Annotated in this window: 33 protein-coding genes and 2 pseudogenes; 24 read left to right on the top strand and 11 right to left on the bottom strand. The window is 47.4% G+C overall.

The window, feature by feature from the left end:
- The first annotated feature begins 85 nt into the window (after positions 1-85).
- The 5 genes from JCM11216_RS10395 (at position 86) to JCM11216_RS10385 (ending at position 1,456) form a co-directional block, all read left to right on the top strand.
- Complete coding sequence (locus tag JCM11216_RS10395; protein ID WP_054854173.1) at positions 86-439, top strand: aspartyl protease family protein; 354 nt, start codon at positions 86-88, stop codon at positions 437-439.
- Positions 440-553: 114 nt separating this feature from the next.
- Entirely contained in the window at positions 554-700 is a 147-nt protein-coding gene (locus tag JCM11216_RS18995) for a HEPN domain-containing protein (protein ID WP_243676037.1), read from the top strand.
- A 67-nt stretch (positions 701-767) separates the two neighbouring features.
- Positions 768-923, top strand: a complete 156-nt coding sequence (locus JCM11216_RS18990) for a hypothetical protein (protein ID WP_243676036.1) — start codon at positions 768-770, stop codon at positions 921-923.
- Complete coding sequence (locus JCM11216_RS18985; protein WP_243676035.1) at positions 902-1,048, top strand: hypothetical protein; 147 nt, start codon at positions 902-904, stop codon at positions 1,046-1,048. Before JCM11216_RS18990 ends, JCM11216_RS18985 begins: the two co-directional genes overlap by 22 nt.
- Positions 1,049-1,096: 48 nt before the next feature.
- The gene (locus JCM11216_RS10385; RefSeq protein WP_054854172.1) at positions 1,097-1,456 is read left to right on the top strand and encodes a retroviral-like aspartic protease family protein; all 360 of its coding nucleotides are present in this window, start codon (positions 1,097-1,099) and stop codon (positions 1,454-1,456) included.
- Positions 1,457-1,472: 16 nt separating this feature from the next.
- Here the strand turns inward: JCM11216_RS10385 and JCM11216_RS10380 are convergent, their stop codons facing one another.
- Both JCM11216_RS10380 and JCM11216_RS10375 read right to left on the bottom strand, forming a co-directional pair.
- Positions 1,473-2,153, bottom strand: a complete 681-nt coding sequence (locus JCM11216_RS10380) for a hypothetical protein (RefSeq protein ID WP_054854148.1) — start codon at positions 2,151-2,153, stop codon at positions 1,473-1,475.
- 35 nt (positions 2,154-2,188) lie between these two features.
- On the bottom strand, positions 2,189-2,743 hold the full coding sequence (locus JCM11216_RS10375; RefSeq protein WP_054854147.1) for a 30S ribosomal protein S4: 555 nt from the start codon (positions 2,741-2,743) through the stop codon (positions 2,189-2,191).
- Positions 2,744-2,798: 55 nt separating this feature from the next.
- Between JCM11216_RS10375 and JCM11216_RS10370 the strand changes: the two genes are divergently transcribed.
- From JCM11216_RS10370 to rrp4, 5 genes are all read left to right on the top strand, one after another.
- Positions 2,799-3,926 carry an ABC transporter ATP-binding protein gene (locus JCM11216_RS10370; protein ID WP_243676034.1) on the top strand — a complete coding sequence of 376 codons (1,128 nt, stop codon included), beginning with the start codon at positions 2,799-2,801 and terminating at the stop codon, positions 3,924-3,926.
- Positions 3,844-4,248 (top strand): hypothetical protein, encoded by a 405-nt coding sequence (locus JCM11216_RS18980; protein WP_243676033.1) that lies wholly within the window; start codon positions 3,844-3,846, stop codon positions 4,246-4,248. The genes JCM11216_RS10370 and JCM11216_RS18980 overlap by 83 nt, the downstream gene beginning before the upstream one ends.
- Before the next feature lie 26 nt (positions 4,249-4,274).
- Positions 4,275-4,430: a hypothetical protein gene (locus JCM11216_RS18975; protein ID WP_243676032.1), complete on the top strand. Its 156-nt coding sequence runs from the start codon at positions 4,275-4,277 to the stop codon at positions 4,428-4,430.
- A gap of 52 nt (positions 4,431-4,482) precedes the next feature.
- Positions 4,483-5,187, top strand: coding sequence for a ribosome assembly factor SBDS (locus tag JCM11216_RS10360; RefSeq protein ID WP_054854146.1), 705 nt, complete (start codon positions 4,483-4,485; stop codon positions 5,185-5,187).
- A gap of 207 nt (positions 5,188-5,394) precedes the next feature.
- The gene (rrp4, locus tag JCM11216_RS10355; RefSeq protein WP_243676031.1) at positions 5,395-5,991 is read left to right on the top strand and encodes an exosome complex RNA-binding protein Rrp4; all 597 of its coding nucleotides are present in this window, start codon (positions 5,395-5,397) and stop codon (positions 5,989-5,991) included.
- On the opposite strand, the gene JCM11216_RS10350 is transcribed toward rrp4, so the two are convergent.
- Positions 5,923-6,939 carry an acyl-CoA thioesterase gene (locus tag JCM11216_RS10350; RefSeq protein WP_243676030.1) on the bottom strand — a complete coding sequence of 339 codons (1,017 nt, stop codon included), beginning with the start codon at positions 6,937-6,939 and terminating at the stop codon, positions 5,923-5,925. The genes rrp4 and JCM11216_RS10350 overlap by 69 nt on opposite strands.
- Positions 6,940-7,023: 84 nt before the next feature.
- Between JCM11216_RS10350 and JCM11216_RS10345 the strand changes: the two genes are divergently transcribed.
- The 3 genes from JCM11216_RS10345 (at position 7,024) to JCM11216_RS10340 (ending at position 7,812) form a co-directional block, all read left to right on the top strand.
- Positions 7,024-7,434, top strand: a complete 411-nt coding sequence (locus JCM11216_RS10345) for an adenylyltransferase/cytidyltransferase family protein (RefSeq protein ID WP_243676029.1) — start codon at positions 7,024-7,026, stop codon at positions 7,432-7,434.
- A complete protein-coding gene (locus tag JCM11216_RS18970) occupies positions 7,434-7,577 on the top strand; it encodes a hypothetical protein (protein ID WP_243676028.1) in 144 nt (47 codons plus the stop codon). The genes JCM11216_RS10345 and JCM11216_RS18970 overlap by 1 nt, the downstream gene beginning before the upstream one ends.
- A 94-nt stretch (positions 7,578-7,671) precedes the next feature.
- The gene (locus JCM11216_RS10340; protein ID WP_048057262.1) at positions 7,672-7,812 is read left to right on the top strand and encodes a DNA-directed RNA polymerase subunit P; all 141 of its coding nucleotides are present in this window, start codon (positions 7,672-7,674) and stop codon (positions 7,810-7,812) included.
- A gap of 2 nt (positions 7,813-7,814) precedes the next feature.
- Here the strand turns inward: JCM11216_RS10340 and JCM11216_RS10335 are convergent, their stop codons facing one another.
- The 4 genes from JCM11216_RS10335 to JCM11216_RS10325 all read right to left on the bottom strand — a co-directional run bounded on the left by JCM11216_RS10335 (position 7,815) and on the right by JCM11216_RS10325 (position 10,472).
- Positions 7,815-8,705, bottom strand: a complete 891-nt coding sequence (locus JCM11216_RS10335; protein WP_243676027.1) for an acetoin utilization protein AcuC — start codon at positions 8,703-8,705, stop codon at positions 7,815-7,817.
- A gap of 37 nt (positions 8,706-8,742) precedes the next feature.
- Positions 8,743-8,880, bottom strand: coding sequence for a hypothetical protein (locus tag JCM11216_RS18965; RefSeq protein ID WP_243676026.1), 138 nt, complete (start codon positions 8,878-8,880; stop codon positions 8,743-8,745).
- 86 nt (positions 8,881-8,966) lie between these two features.
- Positions 8,967-9,884: a hypothetical protein gene (locus tag JCM11216_RS10330; protein WP_243676025.1), complete on the bottom strand. Its 918-nt coding sequence runs from the start codon at positions 9,882-9,884 to the stop codon at positions 8,967-8,969.
- A 99-nt stretch (positions 9,885-9,983) separates the two neighbouring features.
- A complete protein-coding gene (locus tag JCM11216_RS10325; protein WP_054854145.1) occupies positions 9,984-10,472 on the bottom strand; it encodes an HIT domain-containing protein in 489 nt (162 codons plus the stop codon).
- Positions 10,473-10,555: 83 nt separating this feature from the next.
- On the opposite strand from JCM11216_RS10325, the gene JCM11216_RS10320 reads away from it, so the two are divergent.
- From JCM11216_RS10320 to JCM11216_RS18960, 3 genes are read left to right on the top strand one after another with little or no spacing between them, the layout of a single operon-like run.
- Positions 10,556-10,831 (top strand): hypothetical protein, encoded by a 276-nt coding sequence (locus JCM11216_RS10320; RefSeq protein WP_054854144.1) that lies wholly within the window; start codon positions 10,556-10,558, stop codon positions 10,829-10,831.
- Complete coding sequence (locus JCM11216_RS10315) at positions 10,797-11,771, top strand: hypothetical protein (RefSeq protein ID WP_243676024.1); 975 nt, start codon at positions 10,797-10,799, stop codon at positions 11,769-11,771. The genes JCM11216_RS10320 and JCM11216_RS10315 overlap by 35 nt, the downstream gene beginning before the upstream one ends.
- Positions 11,746-11,886: a hypothetical protein gene (locus JCM11216_RS18960; protein ID WP_243676023.1), complete on the top strand. Its 141-nt coding sequence runs from the start codon at positions 11,746-11,748 to the stop codon at positions 11,884-11,886. Before JCM11216_RS10315 ends, JCM11216_RS18960 begins: the two co-directional genes overlap by 26 nt.
- Here JCM11216_RS18960 and JCM11216_RS18955 read toward each other — a convergent pair.
- Positions 11,883-12,233: a hypothetical protein gene (locus JCM11216_RS18955; protein WP_243676022.1), complete on the bottom strand. Its 351-nt coding sequence runs from the start codon at positions 12,231-12,233 to the stop codon at positions 11,883-11,885. The genes JCM11216_RS18960 and JCM11216_RS18955 overlap by 4 nt on opposite strands.
- Complete coding sequence (locus tag JCM11216_RS10310; RefSeq protein WP_243676021.1) at positions 12,230-13,066, bottom strand: glycosyltransferase; 837 nt, start codon at positions 13,064-13,066, stop codon at positions 12,230-12,232. The genes JCM11216_RS18955 and JCM11216_RS10310 overlap by 4 nt, the downstream gene beginning before the upstream one ends.
- 149 nt (positions 13,067-13,215) lie before the next feature.
- On the opposite strand from JCM11216_RS10310, the gene JCM11216_RS10305 reads away from it, so the two are divergent.
- Genes JCM11216_RS10305 through JCM11216_RS18950 form a run of 3 tightly spaced genes read left to right on the top strand, consistent with a single transcriptional unit; the run spans position 13,216 to position 14,302 of the window.
- Positions 13,216-13,497: a hypothetical protein gene (locus JCM11216_RS10305; protein WP_243676020.1), complete on the top strand. Its 282-nt coding sequence runs from the start codon at positions 13,216-13,218 to the stop codon at positions 13,495-13,497.
- The gene (locus JCM11216_RS10300) at positions 13,497-14,162 is read left to right on the top strand and encodes a hypothetical protein (protein WP_054854142.1); all 666 of its coding nucleotides are present in this window, start codon (positions 13,497-13,499) and stop codon (positions 14,160-14,162) included. Before JCM11216_RS10305 ends, JCM11216_RS10300 begins: the two co-directional genes overlap by 1 nt.
- A complete protein-coding gene (locus JCM11216_RS18950) occupies positions 14,129-14,302 on the top strand; it encodes a hypothetical protein (protein WP_243676019.1) in 174 nt (57 codons plus the stop codon). The genes JCM11216_RS10300 and JCM11216_RS18950 overlap by 34 nt, the downstream gene beginning before the upstream one ends.
- Position 14,303: 1 nt before the next feature.
- On the opposite strand, the gene JCM11216_RS18945 is transcribed toward JCM11216_RS18950, so the two are convergent.
- Positions 14,304-14,594, bottom strand: a complete 291-nt coding sequence (locus JCM11216_RS18945; protein WP_243676018.1) for a GNAT family N-acetyltransferase — start codon at positions 14,592-14,594, stop codon at positions 14,304-14,306.
- Positions 14,548-14,775: a hypothetical protein gene (locus tag JCM11216_RS18940; RefSeq protein WP_243676017.1), complete on the bottom strand. Its 228-nt coding sequence runs from the start codon at positions 14,773-14,775 to the stop codon at positions 14,548-14,550. Before JCM11216_RS18940 ends, JCM11216_RS18945 begins: the two co-directional genes overlap by 47 nt.
- Positions 14,776-14,841: 66 nt before the next feature.
- Between JCM11216_RS18940 and rrp41 the strand changes: the two are divergent.
- The 5 genes and pseudogenes from rrp41 to JCM11216_RS10275 all read left to right on the top strand — a co-directional run bounded on the left by rrp41 (position 14,842) and on the right by JCM11216_RS10275 (position 18,751).
- Positions 14,842-15,580 (top strand): annotated as a pseudogene (rrp41, locus tag JCM11216_RS10290) (exosome complex exonuclease Rrp41).
- 56 nt (positions 15,581-15,636) lie between these two features.
- Positions 15,637-16,497 carry an exosome complex protein Rrp42 gene (rrp42, locus tag JCM11216_RS10285; RefSeq protein WP_054854141.1) on the top strand — a complete coding sequence of 287 codons (861 nt, stop codon included), beginning with the start codon at positions 15,637-15,639 and terminating at the stop codon, positions 16,495-16,497.
- Positions 16,498-16,600: 103 nt separating this feature from the next.
- Positions 16,601-16,828 (top strand): hypothetical protein, encoded by a 228-nt coding sequence (locus JCM11216_RS18935; RefSeq protein WP_243676016.1) that lies wholly within the window; start codon positions 16,601-16,603, stop codon positions 16,826-16,828.
- Between the two features lie 17 nt (positions 16,829-16,845).
- Positions 16,846-17,115 carry a hypothetical protein gene (locus JCM11216_RS18930; protein WP_243676015.1) on the top strand — a complete coding sequence of 90 codons (270 nt, stop codon included), beginning with the start codon at positions 16,846-16,848 and terminating at the stop codon, positions 17,113-17,115.
- A 171-nt stretch (positions 17,116-17,286) separates the two neighbouring features.
- Positions 17,287-18,751 (top strand): annotated as a pseudogene (locus tag JCM11216_RS10275) (carboxypeptidase M32).
- Positions 18,752-18,761: the final 10 nt, after the last annotated feature.

Below are 18,761 nucleotides of genomic sequence, written 5' to 3'. Positions count from 1 at the left end.
CTAAGTATCACCCCCCCAATACTTAAGTCTTCCGAAATCCATATTAATGAGCAATGGCTCTAAGTTAATTGTGGGGCGTGTATACATGGATGTTGAGGTAATCAGCAGTAAGGGAGTTAGTAAGTTCAGGGCGCTTGTGGATACAGGCGCCACGTACACAGTAATCCCCAAGAGGACCGCTGAGGAGCTTGGCATTGCCAGCACCGGTAGGCGCGTTAGGGTGGTGACCGCGAGAGGTGAGGCAATGCTTGAGGAGAGTGTGGCAGTTATTAGGTTGATGGGTGAGGAGGGGGGGACTAACGTGGTTTTAATTAGCGATGAGGTTGAGCAAGTGCTCATTGGGGGGGTAACCACGTTGGAGACCTTCGGCCTGAGGGTAGACCCAACCACGGGTAAGCTAGAGAGGGCGGGTGTGCTGCTCTTAGCCCTGCATCAGTAGGTTTATTACCCTGAATGGGGGGGAAGAAATGCCTTGCTAATTTCATAAGCCTTGACGTTGCGGAGGACTTCATGAGGAGGGCTGAGGAGTACATAGTGGCTGCCAGGGTATCCTTTGAGAGGGTTTTACACCGCCGCGTCGGTTAATGCTGAGATAGCTGCTCAATTATCAATTAAGGCATTACTCATAAAGCTCGGGGGGGTTGAGCCGCCAGGGACGCGCAACATTAGGTCGTTGCTGGCCTGGTGGCTAATCAGTTAGGAGGTGGTGTTGGTGAGGAGGTTATGGAGCCTATGAGGAGGATTAGGCTGCTCAGGATTGGAGATCATTGATTAGCGAGGTTTCACCGATACTCAGGAAGTACGGCGTTGAGTGCTACGTCTTTGTCTCCGTGGTGACGGGTAGGGTCACGGGCTCGAGCGACGTGGATATCATACTGGTGATTGATAGGGGGGGGACCCATTGGATGTTAAGGTCAGGGTAATAGAGGAGATCGAGGATAGGCTTGGTGACTTGGCGTACCTATTCGATGTTAAAGTCGTTAGTGCCAGGGATAGGGATAAGCCGCCGTATGTGTGGTTCCTGAGGAATGCCGTTAGGGTCTTTTAGGTGGGATTAAAACTTATTTTTTAACTAATTCAATGTGTTTAAATGGCCATGGGTGAGGTCTGGGTTAGGGCTAGGATTGGTTCGCTAGACGGCTCCGTAATTAAGGATGTGAATGCCTTGGTCGATACTGGCGCTACGGATACGGCGGTGCCCAGGGAATTAGCCGATGAGTTAAGGTTACCCATGTTCTATAGGGATGTTGCTGAGACCGCCAGGGGTGAGGTTGAGTATGTGGCGAGTGCCGCGTTAATAGAGGTTGAGGGTCGTAGGAAGGTCGTGCCTGTGATGATAATTGATGGCTTGGATAAGGTCCTCATTGGGCAGACGACCCTGGAGACGTTAAACCTAGTGGTTGATCCAGGCACCGGCAGGTTGGTTAGGAAGAAGAGAGGAGCACTGCTTTATTAGCACTAAAATTGGTGTATCAGCACTGCCTTTGTTTCTCCTGCTCCTTCTGCCCCCCCTGTTGCTGCTGCGACTGTCTCCTAATGGCTTCACCAACCATTATACTTGCGTATATATGAAGCTTCCAGGCCTCTGGGTACTCCCCCCCGTACTCCCTAACCACCTTCCTAGCCAGTTCGCGGAGTTCAAGGGCCTCCTCAAGCGTTAACTCATCCTTATCAAGAAGCTCCTTAATCCTATCCCACTCCTCCTTACTCAACGGGTTGCCTGAAACCGCGAGTCTCATGACCCTCCTAGCCTCATTACGGAGCATTGCGGCCTTCTCAGCCTTCAACAAGCCCTCGGCAGTGAGGTACTCAACGAAGAACTCCTGGTAATCACTATATGCCTCAGCCAATCTACTAATCCTCGTATTAACCTGATTAAACCTCTCATCAACGTAATTCCTCAACTCATTAATCCTCATATCAACATAACTCTTCAGGTCCTTTTCTAACTTGTCGAATCTCTCGTCAATTTTTTCGAATCTCTTATCTATTTCCTCGAACCTTCTGTCGATTTGCTTGAACCTTTCATCTATCTGCTGGAACCTCATGTCAATCTCCCTAAACTTGCCGCCGAGCCAGTAAAGTGTCGTACCCAAAATCGTGACTATGGTGACTATGGGTCCAATGATGCCTAGGATTAATGATGTATCCACGGTGTGTAGTCTATGAACTTGAATAAAAACCTTCCTTAGGTTGATTGGCTTTGAGCCTGCTGCGCCTCCTGCTGTGGCTGTGCCAGTAATCTCTTTAGTATTGGGCTTGTCATTGCGTAGGTCACCCTCTCCTCAAGCTCCCTAGGCACTAAGTAACCTGGTGACCTAACGACCCTACCATCAACCGCTATGTGGCCATGAGTCACCAATTGCCTCGCTTCGTAGATAGTCTTCGCCAGGCCCTTCCTATAGACCATTGTCTGGAGCCTCCTATCCAGTATTGCCCTAACATCTAGCGATAGCACGGCGTCGAGTGGTATGTCCTGCTCCGGTATGAAACCGGCCTTAAACAGCCTCGCCTTAAACTCGGCCTCCAACCTAGCCCTCTGCTCGGCGGGCATTGACAATAGTGACCTAGCCCTATGCTTTATTTCCCTGAGTATCGTCCTTGCAAGCCAAAGCTCCCTCTTATTCCTGAGGCCATACTCGCCAATTAGCCTAAGCTCCTCCTCAAGCAACTGCCTATTCCAAAGCCTCCTTGGCTTACCGCCCAGGTACTTCTTCCTTGCTTCCTTGGATCGCCCATTCAAACGGCATATGCATAGAACCCTTTTTAAATTTGAGGTCCCTCAACAAGCCATGTAAATGCAGGCAATAATGGTTAGGGGGGGATTAATAAGGAGGTTCGGGGGGGCCAGGGAGGTTTTAAGGGGGGGTATAGACCTCGACGTTGGCTATGGCGTGATAGCCACATTGCTGGGCCCAAACGGTGCCGGTAAAACAACACTCATTAGGATATTAACGACCGAGTTAATGCCTCATGGTGGCGAGGCCTACGTCGCTGGTTTCAACGTCGTTAGTCAAGCCTCTGAGGTTAGGCGTAGGATTGCCGTGATTCCGCAGGACGCTAGGCCCATATCCTACATGACCCCCCCTCACGAATTTGTTTACTCATACTTACTGCTTCGTGGCTTACCCAGGAATGACGCGAGAAAGGCCGTGAGGGATTCACTTGAGGAGCTTGGCCTGTGGGACCTTAGGAACACGCCCATTTATCAATTGTCCGGTGGCATGACTAGGAGGGTCCTGGTCGCCGCCGTACTTGCCTCGAATGCCGAGGTCGTGTTTCTTGACGAGCCAACGGTGGGGGGGCTTGACGCAGCGTCTAGGCGCGTTGTTTGGAATTCACTGCGGCGGTATAGTAATAGTGGGGCTTCGATATTTCTAACGACCCATTATATTGAGGAGGCCGAGCAAATATCGGACATGGTTTTCCTGATAGATAGTGGCTTGATAGTATCGCGTGGCAGGCCTAGCGAACTCGTTAATAAACTGCCTGGTAAGTATGTTGTTGAGTACCCAGCATCCATGAGTAATGGATCGTGTATTCGGGTTGGTTCTTCATGCTTCTCCTTCGTAGATTCCCTCGATGAGGTTGGGGATGGCGCCATTAGGGTCTCGCCCAAGTCCCTGGAGCACTACGTGCTCGTGACTGTAAGGTCCTGGGTGAGGAGAATGAGGAAAGTTGAGGGTGGTTTGAGACATCAATTAAGGGCTGTCCTGGTGCTTGCCTGGCTTAATGGGTTACTGCCGATACTTAGGTCGCCGCTTTGGACCGTATCCACCCTGGCAACGCCTATTTCCCTGTTAATACTGCTCACAGTGCTTTACCGGGGGCATTGGCATGGTCATGGGCATAATCGGCGGTCTCGTCTGGACAATGCTATCAAGCGGCACGGCCCTAATCGGCGACGCCGCCTATTACAGGCTTGAACTTAAGTTCCAGCAGATGATTGTGGCTACGCCAACCAGCCCGCTGGCTTACGCCATAGGCCTCGCACTCAGTGAGGTCATATTTACACTGCCCGGCATTGTCTTATTCACAGTATTAATGGCGCTTAAGACGACAATTGATTTGTTGGGTATCCTGGAGATTACGGCTTCGTTAGTGCTCCTTTGGTACGCTACTTCCTCCATAGCCTTCTACACATCGACTCTATTCACATACATTAGGTATACCTGGGCCGTCGTCAGCCTACTAACGCTCGTGCTCGGCGTACTACCCCCCCTGTTTATTACCCGGCCACGTACTTAGGCAGCGCCTGGTGGGTTGCGTATTTGGTGCCGACCTCGGCCACCGCCATGGTTATACAAAACGCCGTCGGTGTGACGCATTATTCCGCATTGCAGATAGGCATTGCATACATCTCCAGCGCCGCCTGGTGTATTGTCGGTACATTGCTTACCCTGAGGGTTGCCAGGTGGAGGGCTCCGTAGGCCATGTTGTGGAAGAATTAAAAATTCCCCCCCTGCATAGGGCTAGATAAATATGAGTAGGAGGAATTATGTGATTGCCAGGTATGAGAAGGATGGCTACGTCTTCGAGATACTCGTTGACCCAGACGCAGCCCTTGACCTAAGGCTTGGTAAGTCTGTTAGCATTGATAAGGTCTTGATAACGGACACCATATATAAGGACGCCAGGAAGGGTCTCAGGGCGAGTGAGGAGTCGTTAATGAGGGTTTTCAAGACTACGGACCCCCCCAGGAAGGTGGCTGAGTTCATTGTCAAGAATGGCGAGTTACCACTCACGGCTGAGCAGAGGAGGAGGCTCATTGAGCAGAAGAGGAAGCAGATAATTGATTGGATTAGTAGGAATTGCATAGACACGAGAACTAGGACCCCCCCAGTACCTCCGCAGAGGGTTGAGGCCGCCATGCAGCAGGTCGATGTCGCCATAGACCCGTTTAAGCCCGTGGAGGAGCAGGTTAATGCCATAATAAAGGCTCTCCAGAGGGTTTTGCCTCTTAAGGTGGCCGTTAGTGTCCTCGAGATTAGGGCCCCCGCTGAGCATGCCCATAAGGTTAGGAATACACTGGCGAGGATGGGTAGGGTGGTTAAGGAGAGGTTTGAGGGTGATGGCTCGTTGGTGATGCAACTTGAGGTTCCCGCTGGGCTTCAGGACACGATAATCGCCAAGGTTAATGAATTAACCCACGGTTCTGGCGATGTTAAGATAGTCTCCACATCATAGCACTGGCTTGGGATTAAAAATAAAATAGGGAACCCACAGGATTATCTTAATTATGCCTCTGTACGTAAGTGATAGGCAGATCGTATTGCCTGGGGGGGATGCCGTGGCCACTAGGGATTACAACGTCAGTGGCGGTGTTTACTGGGATGGTAATATTGCCTACTCGGCGGTTGTTGGGCTCATAAACATCAGGGGGGTGAGAGGGATGTGGAGGTCATACCACTTAGTGGTATTTATAATCCGAGGGTTGGGGGGGATGTGGTTATTGGTTACGTGGTTGATATTGGACTCACTGGGTGGGTTATCGACATTAAATCCCCATACTCGGCATACCTACCTGTTCAAGAGGCCACTCTTAAGCCTGTTGATTTAACGACTGTTGATTTAAAAAGCCTATTGGGCATTGGGGGGGATATTGTACTCGCCAGGATTGTGGACTTCAACCTAACCAAGGATTACCCAGTGACATTGACCCTTAAGGAGGCTAGGCTTGGTAGGATTGAGGGTGGGACGCTGGTTGAGATTGATGCGAGTAAGGTGGCTAGGGTGATCGGTAGGAGGGGGGGCTCAATGGTTGGCATATTCAGTGAGGAGCTTGACTGCGACGTGACTGTCGGCCAGAATGGTAGGGTTTGGATTAGGTGTAAAGATCCAGGGGATGAAACATTTATTGCCAGGATAATAAAGTTGATAGAGAGCGAGAGCCACACGAGCGGGTTAACCGATAGGGTTAGATCAATAGTGACTCAGTATAAGGAGAAGAAGGTGGGCACTAAGGCCCAGGGCTCGTCCACATCCTCTTAATCTTCGCCAACTCCTCATCCCTAACCTGCCTTCTTTTCTCGCCCTCCATGAACAACTTCCTTTCATAGTCATTGCTGGGCACGTACTCGGGAATAGCGCCGGCCTTCCACTACTGTCGACGTGAATGTACGTATAGTATGCCGTGCACACATGCCTAGCCTGGCCATAAGCTCCCTCGGCAATTACATCGAGCATTATCTCCATTGATGCCTTACCAACGTAGGTAATCCCAGCCCTAATCGTGACTATATCCCCCCCAACCCTAATTGGCGCGTAGAAGGCTGTCTCATCCACGGAACCCGTCACTGCGGCACCACCTGAGTACCTGGCCGCGAGTAGGCCGGCTATCTCGTCGAGCCAGGCCAATAACCTACCGCCAGACACTAGGTTACCGATGAAGGCATCCGACGGAGTGGCCCAGCGACTAGACTCAACGCGCCACCTAAGTCCCTTAGTTGGGTCTGTAAGGTCAAATCTCCTAAGTTTCCTATCCTCAATCTTTATCTTCCTCTCCTCATATCTTTTCCTGGCCTCCTCGTAGACTTGCCTCTCCTCATTAGTGGGCTCAAGTACGTTATTTATGGGCCTTGGGACGCCATATTCATCAACAGCCACGTAGGATGCCGTGGCCATCGTCACTAATTCCTGCTTACCACCTGGGCTTTCCTTCGAGGCTTCAATACGGACTTCCATGGATGATTTACCGGCATACTCAACCCTAGCCTTGAGTATTACGAATTCGCCAAGCCTGACGGGTCTTATGAAGAAGTGTCTGTCTAGGTATGCGAGGACGGCTGGACCCCCCCTTGAGAATCGGGTGGCGGCTACTGTTCCTATGTTGGCCATCCACTCGAGCATTCGGCCACCGAATAAATTACCTAGTGAGTTAATGTCGAAGGGTTGGACGGCCTCGATGAGCACGACCTCGGTCTCCTTAATACTAACCATATAATTATTACTGCTCCTTATGCTTATTAAGTATAATCATTTAGGAAATAGATAAAATAACCCCCCCTCATTAACTGGCGCTGTATGGTTAGGGCATTGTTTGTTGGGAGGTTTCAACCGTTGCATAGAGGGCATGAGGAAGTAATTAAGTGGATATTGAGTAGGCATGATGAGTTGGTTATTGCCATTGGGTCAGCGAATGAGTCGTTTACGCCTAGGAATCCGTTCACTGTTGGAGAGAGGATTGAGATGCTTGTTTCAATGCTCAGGGAGTTGAACCTAATCGAGAAGGTCATGTACTGCGCAGTACCTGACACAAGGGGGGGTGACTCGGCGTTATGGCATGCCTATGTTCGTGAGCAATGTCCATCATTCGACATAGCTACACAAACGATGAGTTTACGAAGTTATGTCTTGAGTACGGCGGCATTAAAGTCCTTAATACGCCATTCTTTAATAAGGAGGTTTATAGTGGTACGAGGATTAGGGAGTTGATGGCTGCTGGTGATAGGTCGTGGCAGGGCTTCGTGGCCACGGGAGTATTGCCAGTCCTGAGTAGAATCAACGCCGAGGATAGGGTTCAGAGAATAATGCAAAACAAATTTAAGGGGTCTGCTTCATCAATACGGCGTGAGTGAGGAATTCTTTGAGGAGGGTGGTGAGAGGGAACCAGCTAGTACATTGAGTGGAGAGGTTGGTGAAGAGACCACTGGTGAGGTTGCCGGTCGAAAGATGTACATGTGCCTCAGGTGCGGTAGGGTATTCTCACTTGAGGATATGATAACACCCGGTGTTCATTGCCCATACTGTGGGTACAGGATCATAATTAAGATAAGGTCCTTCCAGACAAAGAGGGTATCGCATATTGAGTAGTTTCATAAGCCAAATCTTTGCTTTACTGCGTCAATTATGTATAATGCCTCTTCATAATAACGGCCTGGAGTCCTTGTGGGCTCTTGGTCAAAGTAATTCGAGAACTGACCAAGCCTATTTGGGTCCGTGAGAAATACCGTGGCAAGGAACCAAGTCTTAACCGTGTTCCAGATATTATAGCCCCCACCACCTGTCAGGACTAACCTACCGCCGGCATGCTTATGGGCCATCTCATGAATGGTACCGAGGACCTTAAGGTAAGACTCCGTGGTTAAATCAAGAATCCCCCCCAGCTCATCACCTGTATGTGCGTCAACCCCCCCAAATTGGAGAATAAGAAACTCAGGTGAGTATCTGTCAAGTATTGGCCTTATTATCTCGTCAATAACCATGGAGTATACGTCATCACCCGTGTGCGGCGGTAATGGTATGTTCACCTTAAGACCCTTGCCTGCGCCAATGCCATCCTCATCAATCCAGCCAGTACCTGGGTAGAATTGACCGTCATAACCATGTGTCGATACTAAGAGCACATCCTCACTGTTAAAGATTACTTGCGTACCATCAGCATGGTGAACATCGACATCAACCACAGCCACGCGCCCAATACCGTGCTTCCTAAGCCACTTAACGGCGATCGCTATATCATTATACACACAAAAGCCCGCAGCCTCGCTGGGCTTTGCGTGGTGGAATCCACCGCCTGGGTTGAAGCCGTGAACGTACTTACCCCCGTTAACGAGCTCTGTTACGAGTAATGTACCGCCAACCCTAATGGCCGCCGCCTCATGAATTCCCCTAAAGGCCGGTGTATCGCCGTAATCCAAGTAACCAACACCATTTATACTCGCCCTCTTTACATAGTCAATGTAATCCTTCGTATGGACAAGCATTAACTCCTCATCTGAGGCAGGTCTGGGTTCTACCAGGTCAACGTAGGAACAATAAACCGTGTTCCCTAAGCAACTCCACTAGTTGCCTTTCCCTATGCGGTTTGAAGGGGGGGTGCCATGGGCCAAAGTTATAGTCCAGGTATTTATCTGAGTATGCAAGTGCAAGTTTCTCCATAGTCTAATTACTTTGGGTTGGGGAATAATTAAGTTTTCTAAGTATTGCACCTTGACTATTTAATTATTTATTAAATTATGTAGGGATTATTGAAGGTGAATTTCTGAGATCTCGACATCGAAGTAATACTCAATTAAACCATTATCTACCAATGCATTTAATAATGACTGAGACCTATTACTCGCCTTAATAACTAGCTTATCCCCGTCAGCACTTACTAAAAGACCATGGAGTTTAAGTACGTTGGATATGTTATCAATGTCACCGTGAACCTTAACCACGACCTCGAGGGGGGGCTTGACTTCCCGTGGCTTGACGTTGTATTCCCTAATTAGTCGGGCGACCTCATTGGCTATTTCACGCATTTCGGCATCCTTGGGTATTGATAGTATTATTGTGGGGGGGTAATTCTCATAGGAGAAGTGGTGCATGAAGTCAGCTGGGTCTGGTTTTTCGGTGTTATAGTCATTAATCCTTATTAGTTCTGGGGGGGTTGTTATTGACCATTTATCGGAGCCTATGAGCATTATTATGAGCTCGGGATTTACTTCATGCACAATATTATGTAGCTTCACTGAGTACCTACTCCTGAGTGTTAATGCATCATACCTTACAGGGATGCCCTCATCATCAATTGTGTAAAACCCACTTTTACCTCGAATGATGTCCCATGAGCTGAAGGGCCAGGGATTTGCCATGGGTATTATTCTAATTGACCACTTACCTAATTGTGAGGCGCTAAATGTGGGTATTGGGTATACGTGGTTCATGCATTTATTAAGCACCATGTAAACAAGTGTATTACTTATCCTATAATCATTTATTGAGAAACCGGCTATTAGGAGTACCTGCCTTGTCCCAGTACCTATTGTTAGCACTGGGAACTCGCTATTGGTTACTGATCCACATTTAAGGGAATTCATTAGTGAGTACAAGTATTTGGGTGTGATTACATCCGTGAGTAACGCCTTTAATGGCTCACCTGTGAATGGCACACTTCTCATTGAATTAAGCGTTTATAAAAAGTACATTCTTGAATAGGTCGTGAATGTATCATGGTTAATTAGGTATTGGACCGTAGAATACCCAGGGTAATTAACGCGTTAACTAATGAATTGTGGAATCGTTTCCCTAAGCTTGCCCGCTAATTCCCTGGTCCTTTCCATAACAAACCCCCCCGCATCTATTGATTTGAAGGATACCACTGAGGGCTTGGGAACAATGTGTATGTGCACGTGCTCCTCAATGCCCGCGCCGGCAACCCTGCCAATGTTTATGCCAATGTCAAAATCACCATAGCCGATACCCAGAACCTTAGCCAACGCCTTGATAATCGCCATTAGCAGCGCACTGCATTCGCTCAACTCATCCTTGCTTAAGTCTGCGATTGATGGTACGTGCCTATTGGGCACTATCATTACGTGGCCGATGTTGTATGGGTACTTATTCATAACAATAAAGCACTGCCTACCCCCCCTGTAAACCACTAATTCGTCACTGTTATGCAGGTATGCACATAACACGCATTCACCACCCTTACTATTTGTTGATCTTATGTAAGCCCAACGCCATGGCGTGAATACAACCTCCATTTTAATGCAGCATTTACCTGAATCAAATATAAGGCTTATCCGGACGGAAAGGTATTTTATCCTTCAGTGAATAGTTGGGTTTGATGACCAGAATAGTGCATGTTAGGAAGTTTATACCGCTAAACGTAAACGTCGGTCAGTTGGTTAGGGGGGGTGTTGAATTTGATGTGGCGCTGAATCGACTTGATGAAACACTGAACAAGGCATTAAGTGAGTTAAGTAATGTTATTGGATCACGCAGTATTAGGCAGATGGGTATTAACGTTAGTAATGTTAGTCTTGGTAATGTTAGCGGAATATTAATAATAGCCTACGCATTGGTTGATGATGATGACGAGACTCATAAGGGCGATAGTTAAGGGATTCAAGGGCCTGGGTAGTGGGGGGGTAACGATTAACCTGGATGGCAATGCGGTAATTGTTGGGCGCAGTGGATCAGGTAAGACGAGCTTGATGGAGGCCCTGGCACTCCTAATGCAGAGCAGGGGGGGTGAGGAGTGGCTTGTCCTTGAGGGTAATTTATTGATTATTCATGAACCTGAGGACCTGGCCTATGGGTTGGACCCCGATGAGGTGATAACGATTGGTGTTTATTATGAGGTTGATGAGGATGGGGGGGAGAACCTTGGGCGTAGCATAGGTTTTGAACTTGGTAAGGGTTCCGTCATTGGTTATCACTATAACTTTAGACTTAGGGATTATTGGGTTCGCCAGGAGCTGTACCTAGACAATGAGTTGGTGGCCGTGGTTGAGAAGGTCGGTAATGAGGGCTTCATGAGGTACCCTGTAAACACCAGGCTTTGTATGGCACCGACACATGTCATGCATGAGGATGCATTTATGGTATGCGATGGGGATGCATCAAGGAGGGCTTATTCCCTGTCGTTTATCCTGAGGAACATGCTCAAGAATAAGTTTTACTATCTTGGTGAGGGCAGGGTTTGTTGGTGGAAGAGGGATTATGAAACCACCGTGGATCTACCGAGTAATTCCGTGGGATCTGATGGTCAGTACACCGTGCATCAACTTTCCGTGATACAGACAAGGCCTGAGTACGAGGGTGTTTACAATGAGTTAATGAACTTAATTAATGAACTTGGCATAGAGGGCATTAAGGCGGGTTTCACGGCTCCAAAGAGGGTTTCGGGCTATATTAAGGTAAGTAATAGGTGGGTCCCCCCCATGTTTCATGCCGGTCTTAAAATGAGAGCCCTACTACCAATACTTGTTCAATTAATACTCACACCACCAGGTTCCGTGTTGCTTATTGATAGTGTTGACCTGGGGGCTCACGCATGATGAGTTGAATACCGTGGTAAACATCATCGATAGGATGGCCAGGAGAGTTGGTTATCAAGTGGTGATGAGTAGTAAGGTGGCGCCCACCAGTAATGTGGGGATAGTGAGTATTTAACGATTTGTCTTTAACCAATTATTGATTGGCATTAGCGGTGATGTTATCGTCACGGTACCAAGCAATAACCAATATGCTGGCAATAGGATTATTGCCCTCCCAATGTTCATGCTCTCATTTATGAAGTCACGCATTAGGTATAAAACCACGACTTCGGAGACGATCATAGCAAGCACTAACTGGTATAGGGAACCTAGCGTAAACACCCTCCCTATTACGGTCATGTAGGCAACCGCGATGAAGCCAATCACGGAAATCAGCAGTAGGGCCGAGGGCAGTGCTATTAATATGTACAGCGCCAGCACCCTAAAGGCATAGTTCCATTGGATACCCTGCCTAAGTATCAAAACGAAGTCTGGGCATAACCCTTATTCCACCTAATCCTCTGTTTTATGAAGCTGATTATGTTCACAGGCGCTAATTCATAAACATAGGAATCCAGTAGGCCCACTGAGTAACCGCGACTGGATAACTTCAGTGATAATAATGCGTCCTCAGCCATACTCTGCGGTATTGAGTCAACGAGGTCCTTCCTTATGAAGAGACCCTCACCGGATAGTGGCGTTATCTTGACCGTGGACTTAAGAAATGGTATTATCGCGTTATACCAAACTATTGACTCCAGGTACATCAATCCACCAAGCACGCTATCCCTAAACCTATATACCCTGGTGCCCACGGCTGCGTAGTTCCGCTCAAGCATTAGGAGGACTGCGTTGAGGACTTGGTCCCTTGGGAACATGTCGTCAGCATCATAAAACCCAATGATTAAACCGCCGGCATGCCTTATTGCCGTATTCATGGCAACCGCCTTAAGCCTACGTCCCGTCTTCTCGTTAATAATTAACTTGATATTAAGTGAGCCCAGGAATTTCTCGGTGGCTTTCAGCGCCTCGTTGAGTGTGCGTACATCATCTTTATCAATTACTATCAAAACTTCGAGGAGTGTCTTTGGGTAGTTCTGTGACGATATACTGTCGAGTGTTTTCTCAATGCTTTGCCTTCTCTCCTTATAAACGGGCAGTACGATTGAGACCTTTGGTAGATTCTCCACCTGGGCGTTGATTAACATTGGCTTTTCATATGCATGGGTCTTCCTTGAAACCAGGTATTGCAGTGCCCATAGCGATGTACCTATTACTATTAATACCTCTAATATCGTGACTACGTCAACTGCCATATCAAGGGTGTTCTAGATCTAAGTCATTTAAAGCATTTTTATTCACAGGGCCTTTTGCATTGCAAGACTTGTTAATGCAGTAACGGGTATTACCACTATGATTAGAATGAGTGCTTTAAATACTGTCGGGGCAATGATAAACTGTGGACTTGAGTATTAGGATTATTCAGGAGAGTGGTGAGTATCAAGTGATTATTGAGGGTGATGGGGGGGTAACACGCATTCTTAAGGCTAGGTCAATCAATGAGCTCATTAGTTCATTAGGCACTGAGGTTAGGGATTTATTAACGATTAGGGAGGGTGATGATACCCTAAGATCGAGTCCGTGTACCCTAAGGGGGGGTTGGTACATTAGGCTACCAATCTCTAAGCTTCTCGACATAGTGGCATTTCTTGTGAAAAATAGGCAGGGTGATGACACTGAGGCATAATGAAGTATTTGGACTCACACGGGCTTAGTAGGTCGAATTACAGGGTAATCATACCAACCCTATCAGCATTGGGTCTTTGGAAGCAGGGTAAATTAACAAAGGAAGCCGAGGAACTGGGCAAGGCTATAATTAGTGGTAGCCAGGAATTACCCAACCTACTGTATAGGTTAGCCACTAGGAATTGCGCATTGAGGGAGGTTATTGATAAGTTAGCCGAGGGTTTATCAATCAATGAAGCCATAAAACTACTGAACCTCACTAGAAGGGATGAGATAAATTACACGGGTAATTTATTGGAAATGATAATGAACAGTGACGAGTTTAGGTGCCTCCAGTATTCCAGGGCCTTAGAAAAATACTTGAAAAACGGCGGTTGCTTTATGGCAATAGACGTACCTAAGGGCTGCACATTAAATCAAGTAATTACAATCTTCAACCACCTAGTGAGCAATAAGGGCTTTCACCTAACGAGCCTTCTAAGTGATATTGACATCACAATAAACCTAAGCCTAACCAGCACGCAGTTAAGTAATGACCACGTATTGATAATACAGGGCGGTAAACCCATTGGTGCATTGATTGGCGATGTCATAACAGCAAATAATAACTATGCGCCTAGGCTAGGGAGGCCGTGGATAAACTGGAGCCCGTGGCAACAAGGATAATAAAAGCTGACAACCTATTGTTTAGCATGATAATTGTGCCTATTGTGATAATTGAGGAGTGCCCAAGGGTTAAGGTTTACGTAATGGTTGGTAATAAAATGGGGGGGGATTGGATTGCGAGGGTTTTTGACCTACCCTGACCTAGGTCTCCCTCGCGTAGATGCTAACGAGTGATCTAAACCCCATCTTGTTGTAGAAGTTTACGGCTATCTGGTTCTGGGTTGGGAATTCCGCCGTTATTAACTGGGCACCCCCCCTCTCACGGAGTATTGTTATGGCTCTCTCAAGCATCATCCTACCCAACCCCCCCTTACGCCTGTACTCAGGCATTACGTAGAAGTCCACAATTGCGCCCTCAATACTTGGTGAGTAGAATAATCGTTCCCTAATGTCCGCCTTCAACACACCAACTATCCTCCATGTCCTCGGCAACAAGTACTAGGTAGTTTTTGCTATTACGTAGCGCATTCAGTAGATATTCCCTGGCACGCTCTGCGCAGTCATTCCTAGCGCTGAAGAGTGGATCGAACTCACTATTGAGCCTTTTTAGCCTAATTACGAGATCAACCAATGCATCTACATCGCCTTCCCGGGCCTCCCTAATTGTGACCATATAAATAATTGAGGAAATCCACCCCTTAAAAATGCTTTTATATTTCAAGGTTAGAAATGAAGACCAATGGGTAAGCAACCTCCAGTACCCTGCTTACCAATGGCAAGAGGAGTGATGGTAGATTACCAAGCGAGCATAGGCCCGTTAGGATGGAGGTCGGCGTGATAAATAACGCCGAGGGCAGCGCGTTAGTTGCTTATGGTAACACTGTTATATTGGCTGCGGTTTATGGGCCAAGGGAAGTGCCTCAGAAGCACCTTGAGTTGCCCGACAAAGCCATACTGAGGGTTAGGTATCACATGACCCCATTTAGCACGTCCGAGGGTAGGAAAAGCCCAACACCATCCAGGAGGGAGATAGAGATATCCAAAGTCATTAGGACAGCACTTGAACCGGCGGTTATTCTTGAGAGGTTCCCGAGAACGGCGATTGATGTTTATATAGAGGTACTGCAGGCCGACGGCAGTACCAGAGTCACTGGTATAACGGCTGCATCGTTAGCGTTGGCAGACGCCGGAATACCAATGAGGGACTTACTGGTTGGTGTTTCCATAGGTAAGGTTTCTGGGACCATAGTCGTTGACCTTAATCAACTTGAGGATCAGTATGGTGAGGGCGATATGCCACTGGCCATTATGTATGGACGTGGATTAATAACGTTAATGCAAGCCGATGGTGAATGGACCCCGCTGAGGTTAGCCAAGCCGTTGACCTTGCCTTTAAGGCTGCCGAGCAGATATATAAGCTCGAGAAGAATACCCTTAAGGGTAAGTACGTTGAAACCTCGATGTCATTAACCGTTTAATACTCAAAATACATAGACGAATAAAGTTAAAAGGACTTAAGTTGACAGTTCCCTAAATGCTGAGTGTAACCCAGGAAAGGGGGGGTATTATTCCGAAGCTTAAGCAAGATGTCATGAGGAAGATGATTGAGCAGGGTGTTAGGATTGATAATAGGGGGGGATTGAATGATTATAGAACACTAAGTATTAGGGTTGGTGTTGTAAAGACCGCAGATGGAAGCTCCCTTGTATCCCTCGGCAATACCAAGGTAATGGCTGGTGTAAAGGTTGAGATTGGAAAGCCATTTGAAGATACGCCAGACGAGGGCGCGTTAATCGTGAACCTGGAAATAGCGCCAACGGCATCACCGGACATAGAGCCGGGGGGGCCACCGGATGAGAATGCCATTGAGATAGCCAGGGTCGTGGATAGGGCAATAAGGCACAGCGGCTTTCTAGACTTTAAGTCGCTGTCAATCGTCACAGGTAAACATGCATGGTTCCTATGGGTCGACATATACGTGCTCAACCACGATGGTAACCTAGTGGATGCGTCAACGATAGCGGCCGTGACTGCATTAATGAATACCGCATTACCAAAGGTCGAACTAGACCCCACAGGCAATATACTGAGGATAGATAAAGGCGTTAGATCGCCACTTGCACTTAATATCGATAAAATACCATTAACCATAACCCACGTTAAGATCGGCAACCTCCTGCTTATTGACCCAACCCGTGAGGAGGAGGACTTGTCCGATGGCGTATATATAACCGGCATTGCCGGTGGTAACGTTGTGGCTATTCAAAAGGTTACGGGCGCCTTCACGAGAGATGAGGTGAATAGCATTATTAGTAATTCGGTTAATCAGTATGTTAAGCTTAGGAACGCATTAATGAACGCCATGGCAAACCCACAAACAGATCTTAAGCTATGAAATCAGTGCTCAGTGGTTTCGTCATTTACTCAGGGCTGCAAACCATCATCATTGGACTAAGAAATATCAAAATTAATTAAAGGGTTTGCGCAATATTAGTTTAGTGGCTAATGTAGGCGTTAGGTTTGAGGATTACGTGGCTGAGCTACTGAGTAGGCTTGGGCTTAGGGTCCTTGGTAGGAGAGTTAAGGTCACCGTTAATGGAGTTGAGGTTGGTGAGGTCGACATAGTGCTGAGGATGGCTCGGGCAATAAGTACGCCATTGAGGTCAAGTCAGGCAAGATCGACGTTAGCGCCATTAGGCAGGCATACGTTAATGCCAAGGTACTAAACGCGAAGCCCCTAATTGTGGCTAGGGGGGGCTTTAGTAATGACTCGAGTAAGGCCTTGGCCGACGAGTTAGGAGTTTCTGTGATAAATCTTGAGGAATCGGTCGTACTGACGATTGATGAATTGAGGACCGTCATTGAGAACGTGATTTACGATGCAGTTGGTGATTTAATAAATACCGTATTTACATTAGCCATGAAGTCATGTGATGGTAAGGTTAGGGATGTAATGAACGTGATTATGACTTGCAATGACTGGAGCTGCGTATGTGAAAAGCTGGGGGGTTAATATGGATAATTGTGGTTCATTAATAAGCGATGTTAGGAGGGAGTTGGGGGCTTGGCAATTTATCGTTGAGTAAGTTAAAGACGGCTATTCGATTATACAACCTTATCTCCCTATTAATTAACTCATGCAATAGAGGAAATGCTTAAGTAGGATGTTACGGTTAACGTGTTAATGAAGATTGATGACCTACTCAGGGAATACAAATTCGTGTGGGCCATTGACCACGCAAACTCACTGCTTGGGTGGGATCTCGAGGTTAATATGCCCGTTGAGGCTGCGTCTGCGCGCGGCGAAGCATTGGCCTACTTAGCACTTATGCGTAGGGAGTACCTTCTTCGGCTCAGGGATTTGATTAGTAAGTATGAGGATGCCAAGGACTTAACAGATATTGAGAAGGGCATCATTAGGGTTTTGAAGAGGGAGTTGAAGTACTACACGTCAATTCCCCCCTGAGATTATTGAGGAATTAAATAGGGTCACTACGAAGGCTGCCGTGGTTTGGAGGGAGGCGAGGAGGGAGTCAAACTTCGAGAAGTTTAAACCATACCTGTCAAAGATTGTGGAGCTGGAGAGGGTTATTGCTGATAAGCTTGGTTATGAGGGACACCCATACAATGCACTTCTGGATTTGTATGAGGAGGGCTTTACAGTTAACGATGCTGATAACGTATTCAACACATTACTCCCTAACCTAAAGTCAATACTTGAGAAGGTGTTGAGTGAGAGTAGGTACCCAAGTAAGCATCCACTTGAGGATGTGCCTTATGATGTTAATGCCATGAAGTCCATCAATGAGGAGTTACTTAAGATACTCGATATGCCCGTGGGCACGAGGTTCCGCATGGACGTGTCCACACACCCATTCACAACGAGTATGTCCATAAACGATGTCAGGATAACCACTAGGTATGAGGGTAAGGACTTTAGGTCAACGATGTTCTCCGTAATTCATGAGAGCGGTCACGCAATGTATGAGTTAATGATCGACCCATCCCTGGAAATGACGCCAGTCGGCCGTGGAGTCTCCATGGGCGTTCACGAGAGCCAGTCGAGGTTTTGGGAAAATGTTATTGGTAGGAGTAGGGAATTCGTGCACTTAATATACCCATTACTTAAGGAGAGGTTGCCATTCCTTAAGGGCTATGGCGAAGAGGATATTTACAAGTACTTTAACATTGTTAGGCCGAGCCTCATTAGGGTTGATGCTGATGAGGTGACTTATAACTTCCATATAGCCCTTCGCTATGAGATTGAGAAGGGGTTAATAGCTGGTAAGCTCGATGTGTCTGACCTACCATCGCTTTGGAACGACTTCATGGATAAGTACCTGGGCGTCAGGCCTAGGAATGATGCTGAGGGTGTTCTCCAGGATATTCATTGGTCCCAGGGATCCTTCGGCTACTTCCCAACCTACACATTGGGCAATGTCATTGCTGGGATGATCTACGCGAAACTCCCTGGGCTAAGGGACAAGGTTGCAAGCAAGAGGTTTAATGAGATTAGGGAATTCCTGAGGGATAGGATTTGTAAGCACGGCGCCATATACCCGCCTAAGGAGTTACTCATAAGGTCCTTCAATGATACGTATAACCCAACGTACCTGCTGAATTACCTGCGCGAGAAATACCTGGGCTAAGGCTTGTTAA

The organism is Vulcanisaeta distributa JCM 11216, assembly GCF_001315985.1.
GTDB lineage: Archaea > Thermoproteota > Thermoprotei > Thermoproteales > Thermocladiaceae > Vulcanisaeta > Vulcanisaeta distributa_E.
This window is presented reverse-complemented; position numbering and strand designations above follow the sequence as displayed.

Coding starts and splice junctions, on each gene's coding strand:
- JCM11216_RS10325 (WP_054854145.1), bottom strand. CDS start 10,472: ATGGAGGTTGTATTCACGCCATGGCGTTGGGCTTACATAAGATCAACA.
- JCM11216_RS10340 (WP_048057262.1), top strand. CDS start 7,672: ATGTACATGTGCCTCAGGTGCGGTAGGGTATTCTCACTTGAGGATATG.
- JCM11216_RS10370 (WP_243676034.1), top strand. CDS start 2,799: ATGCAGGCAATAATGGTTAGGGGGGGATTAATAAGGAGGTTCGGGGGG.
- JCM11216_RS10335 (WP_243676027.1), bottom strand. CDS start 8,705: ATGCTTGTCCATACGAAGGATTACATTGACTATGTAAAGAGGGCGAGT.
- JCM11216_RS10320 (WP_054854144.1), top strand. CDS start 10,556: ATGACCAGAATAGTGCATGTTAGGAAGTTTATACCGCTAAACGTAAAC.
- JCM11216_RS10315 (WP_243676024.1), top strand. CDS start 10,797: ATGATGATGACGAGACTCATAAGGGCGATAGTTAAGGGATTCAAGGGC.
- JCM11216_RS18980 (WP_243676033.1), top strand. CDS start 3,844: ATGGGCATAATCGGCGGTCTCGTCTGGACAATGCTATCAAGCGGCACG.
- JCM11216_RS10330 (WP_243676025.1), bottom strand. CDS start 9,884: ATGAGAAGTGTGCCATTCACAGGTGAGCCATTAAAGGCGTTACTCACG.
- JCM11216_RS18940 (WP_243676017.1), bottom strand. CDS start 14,775: ATGGTCACAATTAGGGAGGCCCGGGAAGGCGATGTAGATGCATTGGTT.
- JCM11216_RS10360 (WP_054854146.1), top strand. CDS start 4,483: ATGAGTAGGAGGAATTATGTGATTGCCAGGTATGAGAAGGATGGCTAC.
- JCM11216_RS10345 (WP_243676029.1), top strand. CDS start 7,024: ATGGTTAGGGCATTGTTTGTTGGGAGGTTTCAACCGTTGCATAGAGGG.
- JCM11216_RS10300 (WP_054854142.1), top strand. CDS start 13,497: ATGAAGTATTTGGACTCACACGGGCTTAGTAGGTCGAATTACAGGGTA.
- JCM11216_RS18970 (WP_243676028.1), top strand. CDS start 7,434: ATGGCTGCTGGTGATAGGTCGTGGCAGGGCTTCGTGGCCACGGGAGTA.
- JCM11216_RS10385 (WP_054854172.1), top strand. CDS start 1,097: ATGGGTGAGGTCTGGGTTAGGGCTAGGATTGGTTCGCTAGACGGCTCC.
- rrp42 (WP_054854141.1), top strand. CDS start 15,637: ATGCTGAGTGTAACCCAGGAAAGGGGGGGTATTATTCCGAAGCTTAAG.
- JCM11216_RS10350 (WP_243676030.1), bottom strand. CDS start 6,939: ATGGTTAGTATTAAGGAGACCGAGGTCGTGCTCATCGAGGCCGTCCAA.
- JCM11216_RS10395 (WP_054854173.1), top strand. CDS start 86: ATGGATGTTGAGGTAATCAGCAGTAAGGGAGTTAGTAAGTTCAGGGCG.
- JCM11216_RS18965 (WP_243676026.1), bottom strand. CDS start 8,880: ATGGAGAAACTTGCACTTGCATACTCAGATAAATACCTGGACTATAAC.
- JCM11216_RS10310 (WP_243676021.1), bottom strand. CDS start 13,066: ATGGCAGTTGACGTAGTCACGATATTAGAGGTATTAATAGTAATAGGT.